Raw genomic sequence first — 20,286 nt, 5'->3', positions numbered from 1 at the left:
GTCACAGTGGACCGAAGCGCAGGGAGATCTGTTCGCGCTCACTGTGGGATAGACGCGACAGGGCCTCACGGTGATAAGGCGATCCCTGACGGGCCTGACGGGCGACCTGCCACCAGGCATTCTGGTCCGAGCAGGTCACGCCGCGCAGCTGGGTGTCGGCGTGCTCGGGGCCGCAGCCTTCGAGAATGGTCCAGCCCTCGCGATGGGCCTGAACCAGACTGAACGGCTGTGTGGGGGTTTGGCGTGTGAGGGCCATGACGGGCATCGTCTGCTGTCTCCTTTCTGACCCTTTCCGGCGAGCGCGGCGTCGTTCTGGGCGGCAAGGGCGACGCGTCAGCGTCGGGACCGCCCGGCCCGCAGCGGCCCGCGAGGACACGGACGGACCCACCCCTTGCGGCACAGGGCGATCCCGTGCTGCCTGCCCTTCTTTCCTTCCTTTTCTTTCTTCTTTTTCTTTTACGGTCCGCGTCTTCTGCGATGTGTGCTCTCACGATCAAAGAAACATGACCGTGTTTCGACGCGGCTCAGGGAACTGTTAATATCTGAGGCAGTAATAGTCGTAACGACTTGCAGTCATGACCTGAAGGAGCCATGTCCAGAGCTCTTCCAGAACCTTGAGGGACATTTATGACCGACCTGACCGAGACCACGGCACACCCTCATGCCGATCTTCTGCCACTCACCGCCGACATTGTGGCGGCCTATCTGTCGCAGAACGACCTGTCGGCAGAGCACCTGCCCGCACTGATCCGCAGCGTGCATGACGCCCTCGCGACGCCGTCCACGCCGGAGCCTGTCGCGGAAGAAGCCCCGACCCCCGCCGTGAACCCGAAGCGCTCCGTGTTTCCGGACTACATCATCTGCCTGGAAGACGGGAAAAAGCTGAAGATGCTCCGCCGTCATCTCAAAACGGCCTACAACATGACCCCGGAGGAGTACCGGGCCCGGTGGGGCCTGCCGAGCGAGTATCCCATGGTAGCACCCACCTATTCCGAGAAGCGCTCGTCCCTTGCCCGCGAGATTGGCCTGGGCTCTACGACCCGCGCCTCTTCACCGCAGGAGCCCTCCCCTGAGGAAGACACCCTTCCTCCGGTAAAGAAGCTTCCCGAGAAACGTCGCGGCCGTCCGGCTCGCGCCTGAGACTAGACCGGCCCTCCCCCGGTGCCGAAGGCTCCGGCCGGGAGGATCCAGTCCTCTGTCAGAACCGTCTGCAACGGACGGTCTGACAGGCAGGCGGCGACCAGGTCGGGCCGCGACCGGGCTTCCTGATAGACCGTCCCTTCGGACGACAGCTGTTCGAGCCCCCTGTCACGTTTGATCGTGCAGCCGAAGTCCTTTTCATATCTGACCAATCTCGCAAACCGGTTCGCATCCATCCATTTCAGGGTGGCGAACTGGTCTGCATTGCCGAAGATGCAGAACGCGCAGGACAGGCGCGAAAAGCCGACCTGATAGGGAAAGGCGGGCATCACGCGCCAGCGCTCGAGGATGGCCCAGACTTCGGCCTCGGACCAGGCGTGCACGGGCCGGAAGTGATCGACATGTCGACGCCGCCGCGTCCCGTTTCTCGTGTCAGTCCGATGGCGTTCGAAGGCCGCATAGCGGGCCCGTGCGGGACTCTCTTCAGCACGCTCGCCTGTGACCATGAGGGTACGTCGGTTCAGGAACCGCTCCTGCCCCCGCAAGGCACGATCGGCCACATCAACCTTGAGGCTCGCCGAACACCAGCGCACGGAAAGGCTGGCCGAGACCTGAGGAAAGCGCAGGCGGGTTCCGTTCTGGCCCAGCCCTCCGGCGACGACGCGCCCCTCCGGGGTCTCGAAGACCACGGGCGCGGTCGGCATATCGTGGCGCAGCATTTCGCGCTCGAAGCCGCCCTCGCGCCAGGAGCGGTACAGCGGCAGGCTGAAATCCCGCGCCAGGGCTGCGACATACGGGCCTGTGGAGGGCCAGTCCATGAAGGACCGCCCTGCCCCATCCACCTCGTGATGCCAGAGCTCGATGCGGTCCACAGCAGCACCGGCTTCCAGCAGAGCGAGCAGACAGGCCGTGCCGTCCTTGCCTCCCGACACGGCGATAATGATGCGGTCATAGGATGCGAGATCCGGGCTCATGATGTCCACCGACTGACCGGGGCGCCTGTCCGCACCGAGCGGCACATTAGAGCGTGGGCGATCGGGCGTTCCCGCAGCAGCAGCGGCTTTTCGTGGCGACCGTCCCAGGTCAGGCCGTCGCACCGTTTGAGCAGCCCCATCTGGACGGCGGCTTCGTCGCGACAGGCGCACACGCGTTCATTGCCACCGGAGCTACGTCGGCAGGGTTCATCCGCAGGAGCGCCACAAGCCGCGCAGGCAATCGTCAGCGCTGGATCGCCCTCTTCCCAGTGCATGTTGCAGCGCCGACAGGTTGTGGGCTCCTGGGTATCCGTCCAGCGCATCGGAGGCCGGCCACGAGGTGTTGGGACATAGGGGAACTGGTAGCGTTGCATGATGCTCGATCCATCTCTGGTTCTTCAAACATCATCGCGACGGTCAGGCAGACGACCGGGGTGCAACAGTGCCGCGCAGCGGCAGGATCGGCGTCACCCGGACCCACGCACAGGCGGCGCAGCCGACGAGCATGGGGAGGACGGACGGCGACCCACCTGTTGCAGCACGGGCGGCTGACAGGCAGCGGCTCTCTCTTTTGGTCCTCCTTTTTCTATTCAGCAATTTCGCATCTCTTTAGTTGACAGCTGTCAACTGGCCTCGTTAAATGCGGTCATGTCACCTCTCTGCGCCTCGTACCGCATCCGGCGTAATATTCCGCACCCAAAAGAAAGCCGACGTGAATGTCCTCTCCAGCTAATATCGACCCAAACCTGGCCAGCGGCGTAGACGAATTACTCTCGCAGCAAGCACGAGCTCTCTCTGAGCGTCTTCAGGCGCACCGGCTCGAACTCTTTCCCCCCAATGCCTCAAAGACACTTCGGTCGTTTCAAATCGGGGAAGTTGCCAAGCTGCTGGGCTTGGCGCCTGGATATTTGCGGAATTTAGCACTTGAGGGGAAGGGCCCGCTTCCTGCCATCGGCAACGGTGGGCGGCGTCACTACACAGCCGAACAGATATCCGACTTGCGTCGTTATCTCGATCAGAACTCACGCAGCCAGAAGCGATATGTTCCTTGCCGTAGCGGAAGCGAGGGCCTGCAAGTTATCTCGGTTGTTAACTTCAAAGGGGGAAGCGGAAAGACCACATCCGCAGCTCACTTAGCACAGGGTCTCGCGTTGGACGGCTTGAGAGTTTTGGCGATTGACCTTGACCCTCAGGCTAGCCTTTCGGCGCTGCATGGCTTTCAGCCAGAGTTCGATGTCCATGCGAATGAAACATTATATGGAGCCATTCGCTATGATGACGAGCGGCGTCCACTGTCGGATCTCGTACGCAATACGAACTTTCCGGGATTAGATATCGTACCAGGAAACATTGAGCTCATGGAGTTCGAGTATGAGACGCCTCGGCTGTTGGCGTCTTCTGACCAAGCTGGCGCAATCTTTTTCTCACGTGTCGACGAAGCCCTCCAGGACGTCGAGGAGAACTACGACGTAATAGTCATCGATTGCCCGCCTCAGCTTGGCTATCTCACCATGTCTGCTGTGTGCGCAGCGACAGGGCTTCTCGTAACTGTGCACCCTCAAATGCTAGACGTAATGTCGATGTGTCAGTTTCTGCTCATGATGGGCGACGTAATGACACATCTGCGCGACGCTGGTGCAAACGTGTCTTATGACTGGGTCCGGTATCTTCTTACGCGTTACGAACCTTCTGACGGCCCCCAAACGCAGATGTCGGGATTCATGCGGACGGTGTTCGGGGATCACGTTCTCACCAATCCGATGTTGAAAAGCACTGCTGTCTCTGACGCAGCAATCACCAAGCAGACGCTGTTCGAGATCGAGCGTAAGCAATTTACCGGCTCAACCTACGACCGTGCGCTCGAATCTGTAAACGCAGTTAACGGCGAGATTAGGGACCTGATTTTTGGGGCGTGGGGTCGCAAAAGCTGACCTCAATGGCAGGGGGACGCCAAAGTTGACAGCTGTCAACTAATGGCTGGTCGCGTCAAAAGTTGGCAGCTGTCAACCAAAATGCACACCAATTCGGATTTCGCAGAACTTCTGCACGAAAATGCAAATAGGGAACGAGAACAATGGCAAGAAAGCATAATTTGGGTAGTCTGGTCTCCGCGCAATCGTCGGCTCCGAGCAAAACGCAAGCGCCCTCACCGACATCGCTATCAGGGTCCTATCGCAGTAGCGGAGCACTTGGGTCAGTAGCGAAGAGCCTTGGGTCTCTTCGACAAAAGGCAGACGAAGCCGCTGAGCTAGAAATTCTCCTAAAGACAGGAGCGACCATCATTGAGCTCTCGCCAGACCTCGTCGAGACGTCCTTTGTCTCAGATCGTATGCCTGGCAATGAGGAGGCATACCTTCAGCTACGAGAGGCGATTAAGAACACAGGACAGCTCTCTCCAATTCTGGTCCGCCCGCACCCCACTAAAGCAGGTCATTATCAAACCGCTTATGGCCACCGTCGTCTACGCGCTTGCCGTGAGTTGGGCTTGAGTGTAAAAGCCGCAGTGAAGGAGTTATCGGACCACGACCTCATTATCGCTCAGGGGCAGGAAAATAGCGCGAGGGCAGATCTCTCCTTCATTGAGAGAGCGACATTTGCCCACAGCCTCCTTAAACGAGGATATGAACGCTCTACAATTATGACTGCCCTCAGCACCGACAAAACAACGCTGTCGCGTATGCTTTCGGTGTCCGAAGCTATTCCGCATATCTTAATTGAGTGGCTTGGACCTTGTCCGACTATTGGCCGCCCACGCTGGCAAGAGCTGGCCGAAAGTCTCAAGGCGTCGCCAAACCAGACATCGTGGGAAACGTTTATCGGGGCTTCCGGAAAAACGGAGGATGTTGATAAATTTGCCGAGCTACTTGATCAGGTTCAGGATCGAGCAAGGCAAGCGCGCCAGTTGGAAAAGCAGTGCACCAAGCCGGTGAATAAAGCTGCTCCAGCGGCGAGTTGGGTGTCGACCGACAAAGTCCTCACGATCGATCTGGAGGCAAAAAAGCGGGCCACAAATCTTGTCTTCAAGTCGGCTGATGCGTCAGAGTTTGCAAGCTTTGTTATGACTGCAGTTCCTGATCTTTATGAGCGGTTTAAAGCACAGACGACCGAAAAGGATAAAGCCAAGAACTAGGAGGAAACGGGAGGCGGGGAGGGCGATAATACGAGCCCTCGCTCGGTCACAGCGACTTTTGCAGAACGATAAGCGGCGAGGGCAAGCCCCAAAGGCTCCTTGAACTCAGCCTTAAATGATTTGAGAGTCTTAAATTCGGTGCCGAACTGCTTCCACAGCGAGCCCCAGCCTACGGGGGTATCCCCTTGCAGGGCATGTAATCGGAAAGCTAACCACAGATACGCATCAATAGCTCGTGGCGAGTTCTGTATGTCACGAATGGCCGCGCGGTCGATAAGAATGGGATGCCTTCGCAGCTCCCGATAGAAGGCCTCCGACAACACGACTGTTTCAATCATGCGAGTATTTCTTTTCGTTCTAGGGTCTACCTCCCCAACGTAACGAAACGACTCAACGAGACGTTCATTGACGACAACGCCTTCGCGGTCGTTTCCAAATTTAAAGTCAACGGTGCAGGTCGCCAGCCTTTCAATTTGCTCGACCAGTTTTTTGCTAATAGGACCTCCGCGACTAAGCCCCATCCTTTTGAGTAAAGACGCAGGAGATTTTGCTAGCGAGATTTCCCGTGACCCCGTTTCAAGAGCCTCGGACTGCCAGTCGATCAAGAGCAATCTAGCGATTGTCCCGCACGGAACTGACAGTTTTTCAGTTGAATCGTCATCTCGCAGTCGAACACCTGGCCGGACTAGCAACTGAGCAAAGTCCGTTTTTATTAGCCAGTCTTCACCTGGTTTTCGTTCTCGGTGGGGAAGTCCGGCAAGACACCATGCGCTATAACTATAGCCTATTGAACTGCCACCCTCGATTTCGCGAACCAAAGATGACGCGGCAGCATCGACAATCTTACGCCCAGATCTGCCTGCAACGACGTCAAGTATCGGGTCAGTCAAAGCTGACGCTTCGCTATCTTTTTCTAGCGAATGGCTCTGAGCGATTTTGATAGCATCTTGAGGGCCATGTGCTTCCACCAGCTCGTGAATTGATCTGAACAGATCGTGCTGCGACTTAGCGTTAGAGTGCATAATGCGATTTCCAGCAGATCCTCAATAAGCTCAGAAACACACATCATCAGGGCCTTGTCGATGTGTTCGTTGCTTTCCCTCCTAGATGTGTTCGGTGCCTACCTGCGTCACGTAGCGTGGTTGTGTTTCTTGCCGACTTAACAATAGAAAAATTATATTGTTATTATATTGTTTCGTCGGCAGAGAACACGTTGATAACTCCGTAACCCACTGAAAAAACGTCTTGTTTTTTTTCCTTAAATTAGCGTCGTAGGCAGAAAACACTTCACCGATCTTGGCTTTTAACGCGAACCGTCTGAAAAAACCCGTGCCGGTAGGCAACGAACACAGGGAAAACCCTGACGCCAGCGGAAAGCATCAAACACAACTTTTGGCGGTTTTTCATGGTCGGGAACGAACACATCGACAGCGGCGCACGATTCGATGGTAGGCAGTGAACACAACTAACGGTGTGAAACAGATAGCCGCCTTCAGGTAGCCTGACGTCAAAACCGACTTCGTCCTGGATGCTTGGTCATGGCGTCCTCTACCTCGATATATTTCTCCACCACGCCGAAGGTCTGGTGGCGCGAGAAACGCTTGAGCGAGACAAGATCCGTGCCGTCACGAGCTCCTGTGGTGATCGCTCCGCGTCGCAGGCTGTGCCCGCTGAAATCGCCTGTCAGTCCCGCATCGAGGCAGCGCTTCTGAATGATGCGGGCCACAGACCGGTCAGACAGCGCCTCTGAACCCATGGCGGGCAGGGCAGGGGGCTGACCGGCCTCGGCAGCAGGCGGGAGCCACACGCGCCGGAAAACCGGTCCCTTGGCCTCGGCCAGTTTCGCCTTCCGAAGCCATGCTTCATAGGCCCGGACCGGACACAGGGCAGTAATCCCCCTCGGGATCGCCACCTCGACACCCTGACCGGTACGATCGCCCTTTGAGCGGTCCAGCCGGATCCGCATTCCGTCATCATCGAGCGCCACGTTCTCCAGGCACAGTGCCGCCACTTCGGACCGTCGGAGGGCGCCGGCAAAGCCGAGCAGAAGAATGGCCTTGTCCCGAACGCCCACCAGCTCATCCGTATCGATCTGCTCGATGACCTCGCTCAGCAGATCCCAGGTCAGCCCCTTGACCTGACGGGACGCGCTTTCCGTTGACGTCCTGCGGATGCCCGCAACCGTTTCGGACACAAGGGCATGGGAGGTCGGGACGGGAACCTGGGCAACATGGTGCAGATAGCGCAGTGCGGCACGGTGCAGATCCACCGTCGCGGGTCGCTTCTTCTGCAGCGCAAGATCAGCCAGGTAGGCGGCAACATCCTCGCTGCGGGCGGGCAGGGCAGGGAGCCCATGTCCTGCCGCCCATGCGCACCAGGAGCGCACGGCCGAGCGATAGGTCCGGCGTGTGTTCATTGCCTTCGCCGCCCGGGAATAGGTTTTCGAGGCACGCTCCGCCGTGACCAGCGTTCCATCATAGTCGGGCAGCGCCTCGTCGGTCAGGGCATCGAACCACAGCAGAACCGCCGCAGACTGTTGACCTAAAGGAGAGGCCAGAGGGGCCAGCGTAACTGCCTGCGATCCTGCCTTGCGCCGCTTGGTCGCCTTTGGCTTGAACCAGGCGACGAAGATGGGATCGGGTTCGAGGTCCAGAGCGATCGCCAGGTCGTGCCCGGAGGGCAGGGTGGTTACATGGGCACTGGCAATCGCCAGAGCGTCTTCAGCCGTTTCCACATTGGTGGCCAGGACCGTGTCCTCGGCAAATTCGTTATGCCGGTATTCGATGCCGCGAATGACCAGAGACAGGCGAGGGGAGAAGCGACCGGTCGACAGGAGTGCAACAGAGTTTTCCAGACTGCCGGCAGGAAGCTGCTGTCGGGTCTTCTGGTCCAGCCGGTCCATGAGGGCCTCACGGGCAGCCTTTGCCGAGCCTGCGATGTGAAGATGGCTGAGCATGAACGCCTCCGCGAAACCAGAACCTGGCTTCTGATAGCATGAAGCCAGGGTAGGGCAGAGAGGAGAACAAACACTGTCCAACGCAGGCCCGAAATGTGTTAACGAAGACTGAATGCCGATCCGACCGGAACTGAAGCCGCTTTACCCCCCCAACTGGCCTGAACTGAGCCGGCAGGTGAGGTTCGAGCGGGCAGGGGGTGTCTGTCAGCGCTGTGGTCGACCGCATGGACATCACCTTCAGGTGCTACCGGGTGGCCGATGGAAGCATCCGGAGACGGGGCATTGGTTCAATGGTCGGGGCAGGCGGGTCTCACCTCCGGACCTGATCGAGCTTCTGCAGGTGCGTCAGACGAAAGTGTCTCTGGCGGCGGCTCATCTGAATCATGATCCCACCAGCAACCGGCTGCGCAATCTGCGCGCGCTCTGTCAGCGCTGCCATCTGCTGCACGACCGGATGTATCATCTGGCTCAACGACGCCTGACCTTGCGTCGGCGCCTGGCACTCGGAGATCTCTTCGAAGGTCTGTATCGGGCCGGGATCACACGCCTGGGGCTATAGAAACCCTGATCGGCGTATGATCCGGCGTTCTAAGCGTCAGATCAGGCCGCGGCCTCGAACGTGACGTCTGCGCTCGCGAGGCGAGGGTAGCGGCGCATCACACCTTCCGGACTTTCTGCATGCACCAGGATCGTGTCGTGTCCTTCCTTGAGGAACGTCTCCAGAGACGCGTCGTCGCGAACACAGTGAACGAAACCCTGGTCTTCGGCACGGGCGAGGGCGCGGCTGTCACCATAAAGAACTCTGGTCATGTCTGCTTCTCCAGTCTGAGACCTTGATGATGCAGCGGAGGAAGGCCGATGCCGGGCAACCGTATCGCGGGTGGTTGTGAGTGCAGTCAGAACGAGCAACATGAGGCAAATTCCTGAAACAAAATAAATCAACCGATGAAATTAAAAATGTTTTCCGAACACAAAATAAACTTATCGATGACCCTAGATTATCTATAATTGATAAGGTTACTATTTGCTTCCTCTGTAAGCCTAATCTTACGTCAATTCGCGTATTGAGTTTTCTTATATTTATAGATACATGATAGGAATTATAGATAAAATGGGTGGTATAAATAAGATGGCATCTACAGTACTAACCGGTGAAAAATTAGCTCGCGCCGTGGTACAAGACTTCGCGAGTTTTTTTTGCAATGGAAAAGAAATAAATATTCCTATCGTTATTGGTAAAGTAGATTACGCCTCTACAAGAGGATCCTCGAAAAACTCGTCTATAATTATATCCAAGGAAATGGCTGAAGAGGTAATAGATAATCCTAAAGACCTGTTTTTTCATCTACTCATTCTTGGTCATGAAATATGCCATGCAGTACTGCTGCATAACAGCGGAAATCATCAAGAAAATAACGAATTTCGTGCTTTGGAGATGTGGGCGGACTTCTATGGCACGAAAATTGCATTATGTTTGATTACATATGGTAAAAATCTAAAAAGCATATTTTTTGACTTTTTTACTGCGCCTGATTTTTTAGTGGTCGTCGAGGCAATGGGGGAAGCAGTCGGTCTTCTTATCAAATACGTCTACCGCGAGAATGATCATTATCCACATCCAATTGTACGAGTTGGTAGCGTGATGAATGGTACTATCTCCTTCTTTTGGAAGGAGTTAAAGAACCAGCATCCTATTTGGCCTTACAGCATTATTCGAAGAATGATGGCGTCACCAGAGGCTTACGAGCTTCGAATCTTATACGATCAGCGTCTCACAGAAGGCTTTGAACTGAACGGACCAGTCCGCCAGTGGCACATCAACATTCAAGGTAAGAACGAAGAGATCGTGCCTGGATTGAGGTTACCAATTAGGAAACACCTCTACTCTTCGTTTATACAAACACAAGAGGAGTGGGAGGCACGTGTTAAGCTTCGCGAAAAAGAGTTGATCGCAATGGGATTGTTGGAAGAAATGCCCTCCGGAGAGTTGACGACTGGTAGCTTCCCTCCTGATGAAGATTCAGAACCTTCATAAGCTGACCTCACCAAGAGATAGTCGGGCTGCGTTTTAGGTCTCATATACCTTAATCGGGATCTGGGTACCTTTCGCAATTCGGGGTTTGTAAGGCTATTCTCGGAATACTAGCCGGTGAATAGTCTTACTCTTCCGATTAGCGAAAGCTCAGCAAACTTTCTCGTTTACAGCCAGCTAAGCTAAGTCCATTTCGGATGAGAACTCGCATGAAGTCCATCACCATCGCTGCGAAATGACCCGAGTTTATGATTTAATGCAAAAAAAAACCTATGTCCGATAATAAGAAAAAATGGACATAGATTTTATGGCGGAAAACTGCAGATCTTTGGTATTTTTGAGGTTTTTGGACTGCTGTTTGTCTAAATGCCCATCACGCCCTTAATTTCTCCAAACTATACGTCATTGACGCATCCGCCAATGACGTATAGTTCATTGTGAATGTCCAAGCTGCAGACCGTTGTCGAACTGCCTGAATTCATAAAGCGGGCAAAAGCCCTGATGTCAGACGACGATCGTATGGCTCTGATTAACATGCTCGCTGCAATGCCAGATGCTGGCATTGCTTTAGGTGGCGGTCTGCGAAAGGTCCGCTTTTCCCGCGAGGGTGGTGGGAAGAGGGGAGGGTACAGAACTCTCTACGTTTTTGGCGGAAGACAGATGCCTCTGTTTCTCCTGACTGTTTTTGCCAAAAACGAGAAAGACAAGCTGACGCGATCTGAACAGGCCGCCCTGATAGAGTTGAGCAAGACGCTTGTTGCGAAATACGGAGAACCATCATGAGCGCTTATGACAGCATTCTGCAGGGACTGAACGAGGCTCTCGCCTATGCGGAAGCTCCGGCCGAGGACAGCGTGACCCACCAGGTGCGTGTTCCGTCGGTTGACGTGGCGGCCATCAGAACGCGGACCGGGCTTTCTCAGGCACAGTTTGCCAGAAGCATCGGGGTCGCCAAGGGGACCCTTCTGAACTGGGAACATGGCCGTCGTCAGCCAACCGGACCAGCCCAGGTTTTGCTGGCGATGTTGGATAAGCGGCCGTCCTTGGTGAGTGAGCTGCTCTCTGCGGCTCGCTGAGAAGACAGAGGTCCCGATACGCTCATTCAAATGATCAATATGGGGGGGAGACCGGACGGTCAGGTGTGGGATCAGCCGAGAATATATATCAACGATATATTGTGACATATAGAATATTTTCTAAGTTTCCTGCAGGTTGTAGCACTTTCTAAAATCCAACTTAATAATGAGAGAATAATATGAATGATATCGTTTTTAATCCTAAGGTAATATCGATCATCCGTGATGAATTTATTAAAATGGAGCCTCATTTCTCAGATATGCGACGCGCCGCTCAATCTTGGGGGGAGCATCCAGACTGGCCTTGGAATGGCTTCGTGCTTTCTTATGCAACATTAGGTGGCTCGCTTAATTGGGAAAAGCGTGTTGGTCCACAATACGACGAGTTATATGGTTGGAGTGTTCTGAATAGGCTAACCCTTGATGAGCGAAGAAAACGGTTAAAAAAAATTCCCAATCCTCGTTTTGCTGAGCGTGTTTCAGAGTGGATTTTCAGTAGCTACGAAAGGATCGCTAGAGAAGGTGGTCCGACGGCTGTGCGGGCGTCATATCTATCTCAAACGACCGCCAAAGCACGTATTGCCTATGTACAATCTTACCCGGGCTTTGGGGCGAAATATGGCCGAAATATTCCAATGGACTGTTACGATGAATTGGTAAGAGATCACTTTGCACTAGATCATAGATTGAAGACACTTCTCTCCGTCTGTGGATTCCCAAGCGTCTCCTATCGGCGGGGAGAAAACATTTTAAGATTTTTAGCATCGGTTCTCAATATTGATGCGTGGACACTCGATCGGTTACTCTATAGCCGCTTCGAAGTGATAAAAACAAAAATAGAATCTTAACTATAATGATCTAAAATCTCTTTTTTATAAATATTTAATTATTTAAGCATGTTGAGTGCGTCGGCTTTGAGAAGAGCCAATTGAGGTGTTCAACGTCCGGAACGTAGGCGAACGCCGCCTGTCTACTTTGTTCTGGAATCATCCATTATGCCAGCCTACCTCAAACATCTCATAGAGGCACTTTAGTTTCAAAAATTGTCGTTGCTTCTGCTGGCAATCTAGAGATTAGGTCAGCAGCAATGATCGGCACGCGTGCCGCGTCGATATGCTCGCTGGCGTAACAACGCGCCAGCAATTCGTCTCCTAAATAGGCGTCATACTTTGCTCTCTTCATATCGGGCACTCGTCGGGCTAGAACTTCCGCATTAGGCGCAGGCCTTTCGGCGAGAGTTTTCAGGGCGGCAATCAGTTTACCTCCGTCTTTAGCCGGAATTGTGACCGCGATACCCTCCGAATTGGCCTTTACGCCATGAGCGGCGAGAGCAAGCACCAAGGCCAGTTGCGCCCGATTGCCGACCCAGGGGAAAAGCAGGAGTTCGTCCTCATGCCGATGCAAACCTGCATGCCGCAACCCAAGATGGTCGAATGTCTCTCTGGCTTCAGTAAGACATTCAAGAGCTACCCTGTCGAGAAAGCGAGGAATGGCGATGCCCTCGTAAACACGACGCATTTCTGCCACGACTTCATCGGCTGGAGGTAAGCCTTCCCCACCAAAGCTGGGCGGCACGCCACCATACGCTCGTGTGACCAGAATTTCCTGGCGTTGATCGTCGATCTCCATCACCCGCCACCGACGTCCGGCGAAAATAATGAGTTGTTCCGGCATCACCGGGTTATCGACCGGCAGCGTGCCAAGGTTCCGGCCGCGATCTGTGATAACCTTGAATTCGTCTGGCGTCATGAATACGGCGTAAAACCCACGATCATTGATGACCCGTTCGCCTTCTTCGCCTGGCAAAAGCGTTCCGTCTGGTGCCTGCTCAATAAGCTGGACCTCTGGATGCTTCATGCGCCGCAGCACATCAATGTAAAGGGCCTGATCAATTTCAGGAAATACCCGACTCTCGATCAAGCGGTTCCAGCCCTGTTTGACTGTCAGTCCGCCATGTTGAGCGGTTAGTGCCAGAATTTGCTGTATCAGTGTGGAAAGATGCAGACACCCAATCTGAGGCGGTTCATTCCAGCGCCTCAGCATCAGATTGAGCATGGCTATGGTCTGCACCGTGCGCGGTCGCATGGCATCAATGGGATGGATGCGTTCGTCGATCGCCATCTCGGTAGTGTAGACCCGCATTACCGAGGACTGTCCCGCACGCCGACCGGAACGCCCCAGTCGCTGGCGCATACCTGAAACAGTGTGTCCAGGCCCAATCTGGCTCACAGCATCAATGTGGCCAACATCGATGCCCAGTTCGAGGGTCGTGGTTGCAACAATGGAACCTGGTCGATCATCCTCTTTCAACCTTCGTTCGGCTTCCTCACGGTGCTCACGCGATAAACTACCGTGATGAGCGAAAAATTCCTCCGGCACGCCCAATGTTTCACAAAGACCACGCAGTCTTGCAGTGTACAGTTCAACATTCCGGCGCGAGCCGGCAAAAATCAGACTCCGATGCCCTCGGAGCGTGTCGAAGATGTGTGTCGCGATCTCTATTTCTACTGTGCTCTCGGTAGCTTCGCCCTTGTCTGAATTCTCCTCACGTTGCTTCAGACGTGGCTGTATATAGCCGCGGACCTGAAGTTTCAGAGGTTGGCTACCCATTTTAGATTCCAGTATCTCCACGCCATCCGGATTCAGTGGCCGTAGAAAAGCAGCTGAGGTCCTCATGTCGGCCAAGGTGGCCGAAAGGCCCACTCGAACGACAGGATGCCCTGCGGCGATCTCGATACGATTGAGCAGAGATTGAAGCTGGCGTCCGCGCTCTGCATCCATAAAAGCATGCATCTCGTCGATCACCATGTAACTTAGCGCACCGAACAGACGCTTTGCTTCATTTCCTCGTCGGACAAGGATGGCTTCCAGACTCTCTGGAGTGGTCAGAAGTATCCCTTGGGGCCGCTTACGTGCTCTTTCCTTGACGCTGCTGGCCACATCCCCGTGCCACTTCCAGACAGGAATCTCCACTTCTTCGCAAAGTATCTCCATGCGACCGAACTGATCATTGATAAGTGCACGCAAAGGGCTGATGTAAATGGCCTCAAACCCGGCACCGGGCTTGCGTTCATCTGTAGCCAGTCGCGAAACAATCGGCAGGAAGGCTGCCTCGGTTTTTCCGCTTGCTGTTCCGGCCGTGATAATGAGATCTCGCTGTCCTTCCAGCAGAACCGGAATGGATCGTTCCTGGATATCCCGAAGCTCCGTCCAGCCCTGACGCCATATCCAGCGCCGGACTTTCTCCTGCAGCATATCGAAAGACGTCGATGCGCCGTCATTTGAGGCTTGCCCGAACGGGTCGGACGGCGCGTCGTTCAAAGCCTGAAGTCCGCCAGATCATCGTCGGGCGAGGTCTGAGTGGAGCCGGTCGTTGAGGGACCGGTCGCACTAGGCGTATCTTTATTGTCGTTATCGACAATATCTCCGCCCGCCAAGGGCGCATCCGGCGCGACCTCAGACTGGTCCACCAGTTCCTGCCACTGAGCCTGCGGGTTCTGTTCCAGGATCGCGAGCAGATCCAGAAAGGCCTTGATAGTGTTACGGGGCGTCCGGAAATAAGCCTCACCAATCTTCTGGTTGCAGTGAGTCATAAAGGCCTTGAAAACCTCATCCGGCACCAGGTAACGACTTTGGTCACCATAAGCGAAGACATGCCGCAATTTACCAAGCAGAATGTAGAGGTCTTCGGGGGTCAGGCTCTGAAGCCGAATGACCGGGCCGGAAAGATCGACCAGACCATTGCGGGCAAAGCTGTTTTCAGCCAAGCGGGACCGCAACGCTTCGTATGAATAGAGGCCCCGGCGGCTGTCCATCAGGAATTCGGGCGTACCACCGAAGTAGACGCCGAGAGATTCAGCCGAGCCCTGGAGCACATCATTCACGATACGGAGAATCTGCTCGTAGTTGGCGTTGCGTGATTGGGCGCTGACCAGCTTGAAAAGGTTTACGCATTCATCGAGCATGACCAGAAAGCCCGAATAGCCTGCCAGGGTCACAAAGCGACTCATAACCTTCAGGTAGTCGTAAACCGAGGCATCGTCGATGATGGAACGTACGCCAAGCGCCTCCCGAGCCTCAGTTTTGAGCGCGTACTCACCACGGAGCCAGCGAAGTGCCGCCGCCTTTCCGCTCTCGCTGCCTTCTTCGAAAGCTCGCCAGTAGCATTCGATGACGGTAGCAAAGTCATAGCCGGAAACGAGTTCCTGAATGGGGAGCAGCCGTTCCTGGATGATGTCTCCGATCTTGCGACCTGACGCCTTGGCTGAAGCCTGCGCCTCCATGATGAAACGTTCGACTACGCTTGCCAGAGCCCCCCCATCCTGCTTGGTGCGGGTGGCCATGTTACGCATGAGTTCTGCATAAAGGCTGCGGGCCTGGCCCCCGCTGGCCTGCAAGCGACGATCGGGGGATAAATCTGCGTGAGCCACCACCAGCTTGCTTTGCATGGCAATAGAGCGGGCCAGGTTAAGGAAGAAAGTTTTGCCTGCTCCATAGTCACCAATAATGAATCGAACCGCAGAACCTCCGTCCGCGATGCGTTTAACGTCCTGCACCACCTGATTGACTTCGCCTGCGCGACCGACCTGAACTAACTGGATGCCTGACCGTGGCACGACACCTGCGCGAAGCGCCTGAATGACGCCATCACGGTCCTTGGGCTTGATTTTCTCCGCAGTGCGCGTGCCGTCTGAAGCTGCGATACTGAGGTTGGTCATGATGATGCTCCCGGCGCGTCAGCAAGGAGCGCCATATTGATGATCAAAGGGTCACCGTCCACGATAAGTTCCTCATCGAACGTATCATAGGCCCATTCGTTGATGGCTTCGAGCGCGCCATCCGGCATCAACCCGAGTTCGCGTGCCTTGGCCTTAAACCCGGAGCGTGTCCATTCCGGTTGGTTGACCAGGGCCTCAAGCAGGCGGGCCTGCTCAGGGCCAAGTCCGACGAACTTCGTTTCCTGCTCCAAAGTGGGAGAAACGGCTCCCGAAATCGGAGTTTCAGAGGCTTCATCCTCATAGATTGGCGCGAGAATTGCATCGACTTCCTTAGTCTCTCGCAGGATGACGTCGACCTTGCTCATGTCAATGACGATACCATCCTGGGACTTCGCTTTCGAGGGAGGTGCTGGAATTCGGTGACCACGTCTCCGCGATTTACCATCCTCGACCACGATCGGCTCCGCAGCGCAGGATGCCGTAGCAGCAGTACTCTGGTGCAAGAAAGTGTAGAGTTCCTGTCGGCCGAGACCAAGGGCTTCGTAAAGCCGCTCCAAAGCCACCATCATGCCTTGATCTGTCTCGCCTATCGTTACGGCGACAGAAGCTGCCAGCGAAGCAATAGCGGTTCGTTGCTCGGGTTCTATACTCTCTACGATGGTTTTGAGGCGGCCAAGCGTTGGCAATCGTTCCGGAAGCAGCTGCAGACGGGCTGTCAGTCGTTTCGTTTCATGCGGGGTGAGCCGCAGGCGTGTGGTAAGATCTTCGACCAGCTTTGAGCTTAAAGTCAGAGCTTTGGCTGCCGGGCCGATGGCGGTCATGATCAGGGCGGCTGTACAGAAATCAGCACCGACCGGTGTTAGCTGGCCTTGAGTATCGCCAATGCGGAATAGAATTATATTCTCACCTGGTCTGGTCCCACCGTAGGTTGGATCCGGCTCCATGCCGTAACCTACTCGTGCCAGCATGGCGGACATGTCACAAGCTTGCCGAAGACCCGAGGCTGCTTTGCCAGAACCAAAGCACCGCAGACCGAGCTCTTCAAGTGGCACATCGGCAAGAGGTTGAGGCAAATCATCCAGCCAAGCTCTGAAAGAACGAACAGTTTCTCTTTCTCCGAGTTCCACAGGCAGCATTAAGGCAGCGGCCATGGTGTCGGCACGTTCACGCTCTTTGCCGACGACCTTGGCAAATGCAGTCAGATCCTCACGAGCCCCTTCGCAGAGCTTGATCATTTTGGTCCACGTCAATTGCGCTGGATCAGGGAAGCGATCGAAGCCATCAAACTTTATTGAAGCATGAAGATACTGACTCGCCGACCGGTAACTCAGATCAAGTTGGCTCTCTTTTTTATCTCTGATTCGGAAACCTTTTGGAAATTTCTGAGTAAAACGATGTCGCATGAGTTCAATGAACTCCGGACGCGCTCGTGTCGTCGCAATGCGCGGCCATAAGCCGGTTAAGTGAGGAGGCAACGATAGAATACCTGCTATGGCGAGGTCGACATCAAGCGGCATACCTCTCAATACATGTAGACCTAATTTAACCTGAAGCAATGGAGACATATGATCTCCCAGAGCTGCGAGATCTGGCTTCCATGCCTCCACTCTCGGTATATCCGTCACAGCATGCTTCATTTTGATGAAATTGAGTAGCTCAGTGCTGTAATTTACAAAAGAACCGTTGTTTCCGAATAGGCTTCGCAGGCGTTCTACTTCGGCTACCAATAACGCCTCTTCGTCAATCGGAGGGCTATCGGCGACCAAGCGACGTTCAAGCCCATAGAAGTAAAGAAAGGGATAGCCCATTGGGTAGCTCGTGTCGGATTTTCCGCTTGCCAGCCAATGCAGATAAGTCAATCGCTGATTGAGGGTGAGATCAGTGTAAGAGGGCCAATAGCCCAGATCCAGGTTCGTTTGTGGCGCTCCGGACGCGACCTTGAGTGATGGTCTGATAAGACAAGGCGCTGGAGTGTCGGTATTCCAGCCTCCGTCAGGCGCTGCCGTCAAAAAGTTGCCGACATAGACCATGCCATCAGCGATTTCGAAGCCATGGACCGTGACTTTTTCCCCGGGAAGCACCCACCGAGCATCGTCCTTCTTGTGGCTCCGTGATTGTCCATACCGTTCTAACTTCTCCTCATCATTGGGAAGTACATGTTGGGTATGAAAGGAGAGTTCGTATGTAGATGATGAGGCGATAGTCTCTTTCCTGAGCGCTTCATTAGTCGTGTCCGGAACTTTGGATCCACTGAAAATACGCTTTAGCCAAGAAAACATGTTCTACTCACGGAATGCTCGCCATTTTTTCAAATAGTAGACACCATTCTTACCCTGCAGCAACTATCTCGTGCGGCAAATGGAAATCAGAATAGATCACGGCTATTCTGTTCACACCATCAGGAACATCGGATTCTTTCAATAGAATACTGATCCATTTGTCCGTCTTCCGAAAGGAATGTGGCGTGTTCAGCTTGCGCCTGCGCCATAAGGAGATGGTCAAACGGATCACGATGATGCAGAGGCAAAGACATCAGGATCTGTAGGTGCTCGGTCTGTATTTGTAATAGAGAGAAACCTTCCTCAGGAATGGCTGCCAGAATATCATTCATATCCGCATCCAGTTTTCCGATACGGATTTTGATCGCAATCTCCCATAAGGACACAGTACTCACCAGAATATCGTGGGCCGGATCTGCGATGATCTCCCGTGCAGTCTCACCCAGCCGGCCGGAGTCCGAAAGCCACCAGAGCAGAGCATGCGTATCGAGCAGAACCTTCACAGGTCGCGTTCCATACTTTCAAGAACGTCGAGAGGTGTCTGATCAAAATCTTCGCTCATTCTGATCCGCCCACGAAGAGCTCCAGGCTGACGACGTGGTCGATAGGAAGGAGCGGGCGGCCGTAGTTCAGCGACAACCTGGTCGTGAGACGTCACGAGGATCGTGCTGCCTTGTCTGACCTGACGCAGATAAGCCGTCAGATTTCCCCGGAACTCTCGAACCCCGATTTTTTGTGGGGATGGTGCGTTATCTGAAAGATGCTCGCTCATGGTCTCCTCCTTGTGTGTCATCATAGCATGTACACACAAGGAGGAGGTAGAGAATTCCCGAGACATATTCGATTTCAGAGATCCGTAACTTCAGACAGTGACAGAGCGTCCTCGACATCGACCCCAAGGTATCGAACCGTACTATCCAGCTTTGTATGACCCAGCAGAATCTGAACGGCCCGGATATTGCCGGTTCGTTTATAAATCATGGCAACTTTTGTTCGACGAAGTGAATGAGTTCCGTATTCATCGGGGATCAGTCCTACCGCCTGAACCCATTGATCGAGAAGCCGGGCGTATTGCCTTGTGCTCAGGTGAGCTTTGGCGCTTAGGCGACTTGGAAAAACATACTCATTCAGGCCACCACCGCGATGTTCCAGCCACGCCCGCACGCTTTCCCGCGTTGTTTCTGTAATTTCGAATTGCACAGGTCGCCGGGTTTTCTGCTGGACGACCACGGCTCGGTGGCGCACCTGACCGTTGCTCACGATATCTCCGATCCGAAGGCTGACAAGATCGCAGCCTCTGAGTTTGCTATCCAGCGCAAGATCAAACAGAGCCTTGTCTCTGATGCGCTGTTCACTCCCAAGCCAGAACCGAATAGCCCAAACGTGCTTTTCTTTGAGCGCCCGCTTGGCGCCAACCATTTTTCCTGCATTCCAAGCCACGGACGCCTTCAGCGTCGGTGATGAAAAACGCGTTTTCTTCTCCATAATATATCCTCCTGATCCGCTGCACATGCGGCGATCAGAAGTCTGAACGAGGATATCGACGGATAACGAGGACTATTGCCGACCCTCCGCTTTCCGGAAGCTTGAACAGCTCAGCTTATGACCGACATGAGGCGTAAGCGGACCTGCTGCTTCCGCCTTCATCCCGGACATACAAGCCCCCATTCGCCAAGCTCCTAAGCGGACAGTCCGCAATCACCATGAGCTGATGGAGTTTCCTCCCACCCGAGTGCATTCTCCGCTCGGCTGCATAAAAGCAGCCCCTTCTGAGAACGTATCATAGAACAAGACATGTCAGATGGGGTGGAAGGCCTCCTTGCGGCATTGATGTGCCATACCGGCGGTTGATAAACCTTCTGAAGGAGAGCGCCCACCCCAACTGACAGCTAGCGGCGCGACCACGACTGGTGGTGGAACGACAATTGGTGGTCCAGCGTAAATCCACGGCCTGGCCTGTGCCGGAGCGGCACTCAGCATG

At 54.5% G+C, this 20,286-nt stretch carries 20 protein-coding genes; 8 read left to right on the top strand and 12 right to left on the bottom strand.

Features of this window, described 5'->3' with window-relative positions; translation table 11 throughout:
- Position 1 precedes the first annotated feature (1 nt).
- A complete protein-coding gene (locus ABF859_RS12630; RefSeq protein WP_346006230.1) occupies positions 2-265 on the bottom strand; it encodes a hypothetical protein in 264 nt (87 codons plus the stop codon).
- A 362-nt stretch (positions 266-627) separates the two neighbouring features.
- Between ABF859_RS12630 and ABF859_RS12625 the strand changes: the two genes are divergently transcribed.
- Positions 628-1,140: a MucR family transcriptional regulator gene (locus ABF859_RS12625; RefSeq protein WP_346006229.1), complete on the top strand. Its 513-nt coding sequence runs from the start codon at positions 628-630 to the stop codon at positions 1,138-1,140.
- A 2-nt stretch (positions 1,141-1,142) separates the two neighbouring features.
- Here ABF859_RS12625 and ABF859_RS12620 read toward each other — a convergent pair whose 3' ends face one another.
- Positions 1,143-2,114: a phosphoadenosine phosphosulfate reductase family protein gene (locus ABF859_RS12620; protein WP_415528101.1), complete on the bottom strand. Its 972-nt coding sequence runs from the start codon at positions 2,112-2,114 to the stop codon at positions 1,143-1,145.
- Positions 2,111-2,488, bottom strand: a complete 378-nt coding sequence (locus ABF859_RS12615; RefSeq protein WP_346006227.1) for a hypothetical protein — start codon at positions 2,486-2,488, stop codon at positions 2,111-2,113. Before ABF859_RS12615 ends, ABF859_RS12620 begins: the two co-directional genes overlap by 4 nt.
- A 342-nt stretch (positions 2,489-2,830) precedes the next feature.
- Between ABF859_RS12615 and repA the strand changes: the two genes are divergently transcribed.
- Both repA and repB read left to right on the top strand, forming a co-directional pair.
- Positions 2,831-4,045, top strand: coding sequence for a plasmid partitioning protein RepA (gene repA / locus ABF859_RS12610; protein WP_415528100.1), 1,215 nt, complete (start codon positions 2,831-2,833; stop codon positions 4,043-4,045).
- 143 nt (positions 4,046-4,188) lie between these two features.
- Positions 4,189-5,244, top strand: coding sequence for a plasmid partitioning protein RepB (gene repB, locus ABF859_RS12605; RefSeq protein ID WP_415528099.1), 1,056 nt, complete (start codon positions 4,189-4,191; stop codon positions 5,242-5,244).
- Here repB and ABF859_RS12600 read toward each other — a convergent pair.
- Both ABF859_RS12600 and ABF859_RS12595 read right to left on the bottom strand, forming a co-directional pair.
- Positions 5,241-6,266 carry a replication protein RepA gene (locus ABF859_RS12600; protein ID WP_211576392.1) on the bottom strand — a complete coding sequence of 342 codons (1,026 nt, stop codon included), beginning with the start codon at positions 6,264-6,266 and terminating at the stop codon, positions 5,241-5,243. The two genes, repB and ABF859_RS12600, sit on opposite strands and share 4 nt — an antisense overlap.
- Positions 6,267-6,751: 485 nt before the next feature.
- Positions 6,752-8,200: a site-specific integrase gene (locus ABF859_RS12595; protein ID WP_415528098.1), complete on the bottom strand. Its 1,449-nt coding sequence runs from the start codon at positions 8,198-8,200 to the stop codon at positions 6,752-6,754.
- A 112-nt stretch (positions 8,201-8,312) separates the two neighbouring features.
- Here ABF859_RS12595 and ABF859_RS12590 point away from each other — a divergent pair, with 112 nt between their 5' ends.
- Positions 8,313-8,759: a hypothetical protein gene (locus tag ABF859_RS12590; protein WP_415528097.1), complete on the top strand. Its 447-nt coding sequence runs from the start codon at positions 8,313-8,315 to the stop codon at positions 8,757-8,759.
- Between the two features lie 41 nt (positions 8,760-8,800).
- Here the strand turns inward: ABF859_RS12590 and ABF859_RS12585 are convergent, their stop codons facing one another.
- Positions 8,801-9,010, bottom strand: a complete 210-nt coding sequence (locus tag ABF859_RS12585) for a hypothetical protein (protein ID WP_346006224.1) — start codon at positions 9,008-9,010, stop codon at positions 8,801-8,803.
- Positions 9,011-9,311: 301 nt separating this feature from the next.
- Between ABF859_RS12585 and ABF859_RS12580 the strand changes: the two genes are divergently transcribed.
- From ABF859_RS12580 to ABF859_RS12565, 4 genes are all read left to right on the top strand, one after another.
- Positions 9,312-10,235, top strand: a complete 924-nt coding sequence (locus ABF859_RS12580; protein ID WP_346006223.1) for a hypothetical protein — start codon at positions 9,312-9,314, stop codon at positions 10,233-10,235.
- A gap of 438 nt (positions 10,236-10,673) precedes the next feature.
- Positions 10,674-11,015: a type II toxin-antitoxin system RelE/ParE family toxin gene (locus ABF859_RS12575; protein ID WP_346006222.1), complete on the top strand. Its 342-nt coding sequence runs from the start codon at positions 10,674-10,676 to the stop codon at positions 11,013-11,015.
- Positions 11,012-11,308 (top strand): helix-turn-helix domain-containing protein, encoded by a 297-nt coding sequence (locus ABF859_RS12570; RefSeq protein ID WP_206035321.1) that lies wholly within the window; start codon positions 11,012-11,014, stop codon positions 11,306-11,308. The genes ABF859_RS12575 and ABF859_RS12570 overlap by 4 nt, the downstream gene beginning before the upstream one ends.
- Before the next feature lie 179 nt (positions 11,309-11,487).
- The gene (locus ABF859_RS12565) at positions 11,488-12,156 is read left to right on the top strand and encodes a hypothetical protein (protein ID WP_346006221.1); all 669 of its coding nucleotides are present in this window, start codon (positions 11,488-11,490) and stop codon (positions 12,154-12,156) included.
- A gap of 169 nt (positions 12,157-12,325) precedes the next feature.
- Here ABF859_RS12565 and ABF859_RS12560 read toward each other — a convergent pair whose 3' ends face one another.
- The 6 genes from ABF859_RS12560 to ABF859_RS12535 all read right to left on the bottom strand — a co-directional run bounded on the left by ABF859_RS12560 (position 12,326) and on the right by ABF859_RS12535 (position 19,790).
- A complete protein-coding gene (locus ABF859_RS12560; protein WP_346006220.1) occupies positions 12,326-14,629 on the bottom strand; it encodes a DEAD/DEAH box helicase in 2,304 nt (767 codons plus the stop codon).
- Positions 14,626-16,026 (bottom strand): ATP-binding protein, encoded by a 1,401-nt coding sequence (locus ABF859_RS12555; protein WP_346006219.1) that lies wholly within the window; start codon positions 16,024-16,026, stop codon positions 14,626-14,628. The genes ABF859_RS12560 and ABF859_RS12555 overlap by 4 nt, the downstream gene beginning before the upstream one ends.
- Positions 16,023-18,305 (bottom strand): TerB N-terminal domain-containing protein, encoded by a 2,283-nt coding sequence (locus ABF859_RS12550; RefSeq protein ID WP_415528096.1) that lies wholly within the window; start codon positions 18,303-18,305, stop codon positions 16,023-16,025. The genes ABF859_RS12555 and ABF859_RS12550 overlap by 4 nt, the downstream gene beginning before the upstream one ends.
- A gap of 119 nt (positions 18,306-18,424) precedes the next feature.
- Positions 18,425-18,808 (bottom strand): type II toxin-antitoxin system VapC family toxin, encoded by a 384-nt coding sequence (locus ABF859_RS12545; RefSeq protein WP_346006217.1) that lies wholly within the window; start codon positions 18,806-18,808, stop codon positions 18,425-18,427.
- A complete protein-coding gene (locus ABF859_RS12540; RefSeq protein ID WP_346006216.1) occupies positions 18,805-19,143 on the bottom strand; it encodes a prevent-host-death protein in 339 nt (112 codons plus the stop codon). Before ABF859_RS12540 ends, ABF859_RS12545 begins: the two co-directional genes overlap by 4 nt.
- Positions 19,144-19,151: 8 nt before the next feature.
- On the bottom strand, positions 19,152-19,790 hold the full coding sequence (locus ABF859_RS12535; RefSeq protein WP_346006215.1) for a tyrosine-type recombinase/integrase: 639 nt from the start codon (positions 19,788-19,790) through the stop codon (positions 19,152-19,154).
- Positions 19,791-20,286: the final 496 nt, after the last annotated feature.

Source organism: Gluconobacter sp. (assembly GCF_047722525.1).
Taxonomy (GTDB): Bacteria; Pseudomonadota; Alphaproteobacteria; order Acetobacterales; family Acetobacteraceae; genus Gluconobacter.
This window is presented reverse-complemented; position numbering and strand designations above follow the sequence as displayed.

Bases quoted from the DNA above. Each gene is read 5' to 3' on its own strand.
- ABF859_RS12565 (WP_346006221.1), top strand. From the start codon at position 11,488: ATGAATGATATCGTTTTTAATCCTAAGGTAATATCGATCATCCGTGAT.
- ABF859_RS12585 (WP_346006224.1), bottom strand. From the start codon at position 9,010: ATGACCAGAGTTCTTTATGGTGACAGCCGCGCCCTCGCCCGTGCCGAA.
- ABF859_RS12575 (WP_346006222.1), top strand. From the start codon at position 10,674: ATGTCCAAGCTGCAGACCGTTGTCGAACTGCCTGAATTCATAAAGCGG.
- ABF859_RS12590 (WP_415528097.1), top strand. From the start codon at position 8,313: ATGCCGATCCGACCGGAACTGAAGCCGCTTTACCCCCCCAACTGGCCT.
- ABF859_RS12555 (WP_346006219.1), bottom strand. From the start codon at position 16,026: ATGACCAACCTCAGTATCGCAGCTTCAGACGGCACGCGCACTGCGGAG.
- ABF859_RS12570 (WP_206035321.1), top strand. From the start codon at position 11,012: ATGAGCGCTTATGACAGCATTCTGCAGGGACTGAACGAGGCTCTCGCC.
- ABF859_RS12540 (WP_346006216.1), bottom strand. From the start codon at position 19,143: ATGTCTCGGGAATTCTCTACCTCCTCCTTGTGTGTACATGCTATGATG.
- repB (WP_415528099.1), top strand. From the start codon at position 4,189: ATGGCAAGAAAGCATAATTTGGGTAGTCTGGTCTCCGCGCAATCGTCG.
- ABF859_RS12620 (WP_415528101.1), bottom strand. From the start codon at position 2,114: ATGAGCCCGGATCTCGCATCCTATGACCGCATCATTATCGCCGTGTCG.
- ABF859_RS12595 (WP_415528098.1), bottom strand. From the start codon at position 8,200: ATGCTCAGCCATCTTCACATCGCAGGCTCGGCAAAGGCTGCCCGTGAG.
- ABF859_RS12630 (WP_346006230.1), bottom strand. From the start codon at position 265: ATGCCCGTCATGGCCCTCACACGCCAAACCCCCACACAGCCGTTCAGT.
- ABF859_RS12615 (WP_346006227.1), bottom strand. From the start codon at position 2,488: ATGCAACGCTACCAGTTCCCCTATGTCCCAACACCTCGTGGCCGGCCT.
- repA (WP_415528100.1), top strand. From the start codon at position 2,831: ATGTCCTCTCCAGCTAATATCGACCCAAACCTGGCCAGCGGCGTAGAC.
- ABF859_RS12535 (WP_346006215.1), bottom strand. From the start codon at position 19,790: ATGGAGAAGAAAACGCGTTTTTCATCACCGACGCTGAAGGCGTCCGTG.
- ABF859_RS12580 (WP_346006223.1), top strand. From the start codon at position 9,312: ATGGGTGGTATAAATAAGATGGCATCTACAGTACTAACCGGTGAAAAA.
- ABF859_RS12550 (WP_415528096.1), bottom strand. From the start codon at position 18,305: ATGTTTTCTTGGCTAAAGCGTATTTTCAGTGGATCCAAAGTTCCGGAC.
- ABF859_RS12600 (WP_211576392.1), bottom strand. From the start codon at position 6,266: ATGCACTCTAACGCTAAGTCGCAGCACGATCTGTTCAGATCAATTCAC.
- ABF859_RS12625 (WP_346006229.1), top strand. From the start codon at position 628: ATGACCGACCTGACCGAGACCACGGCACACCCTCATGCCGATCTTCTG.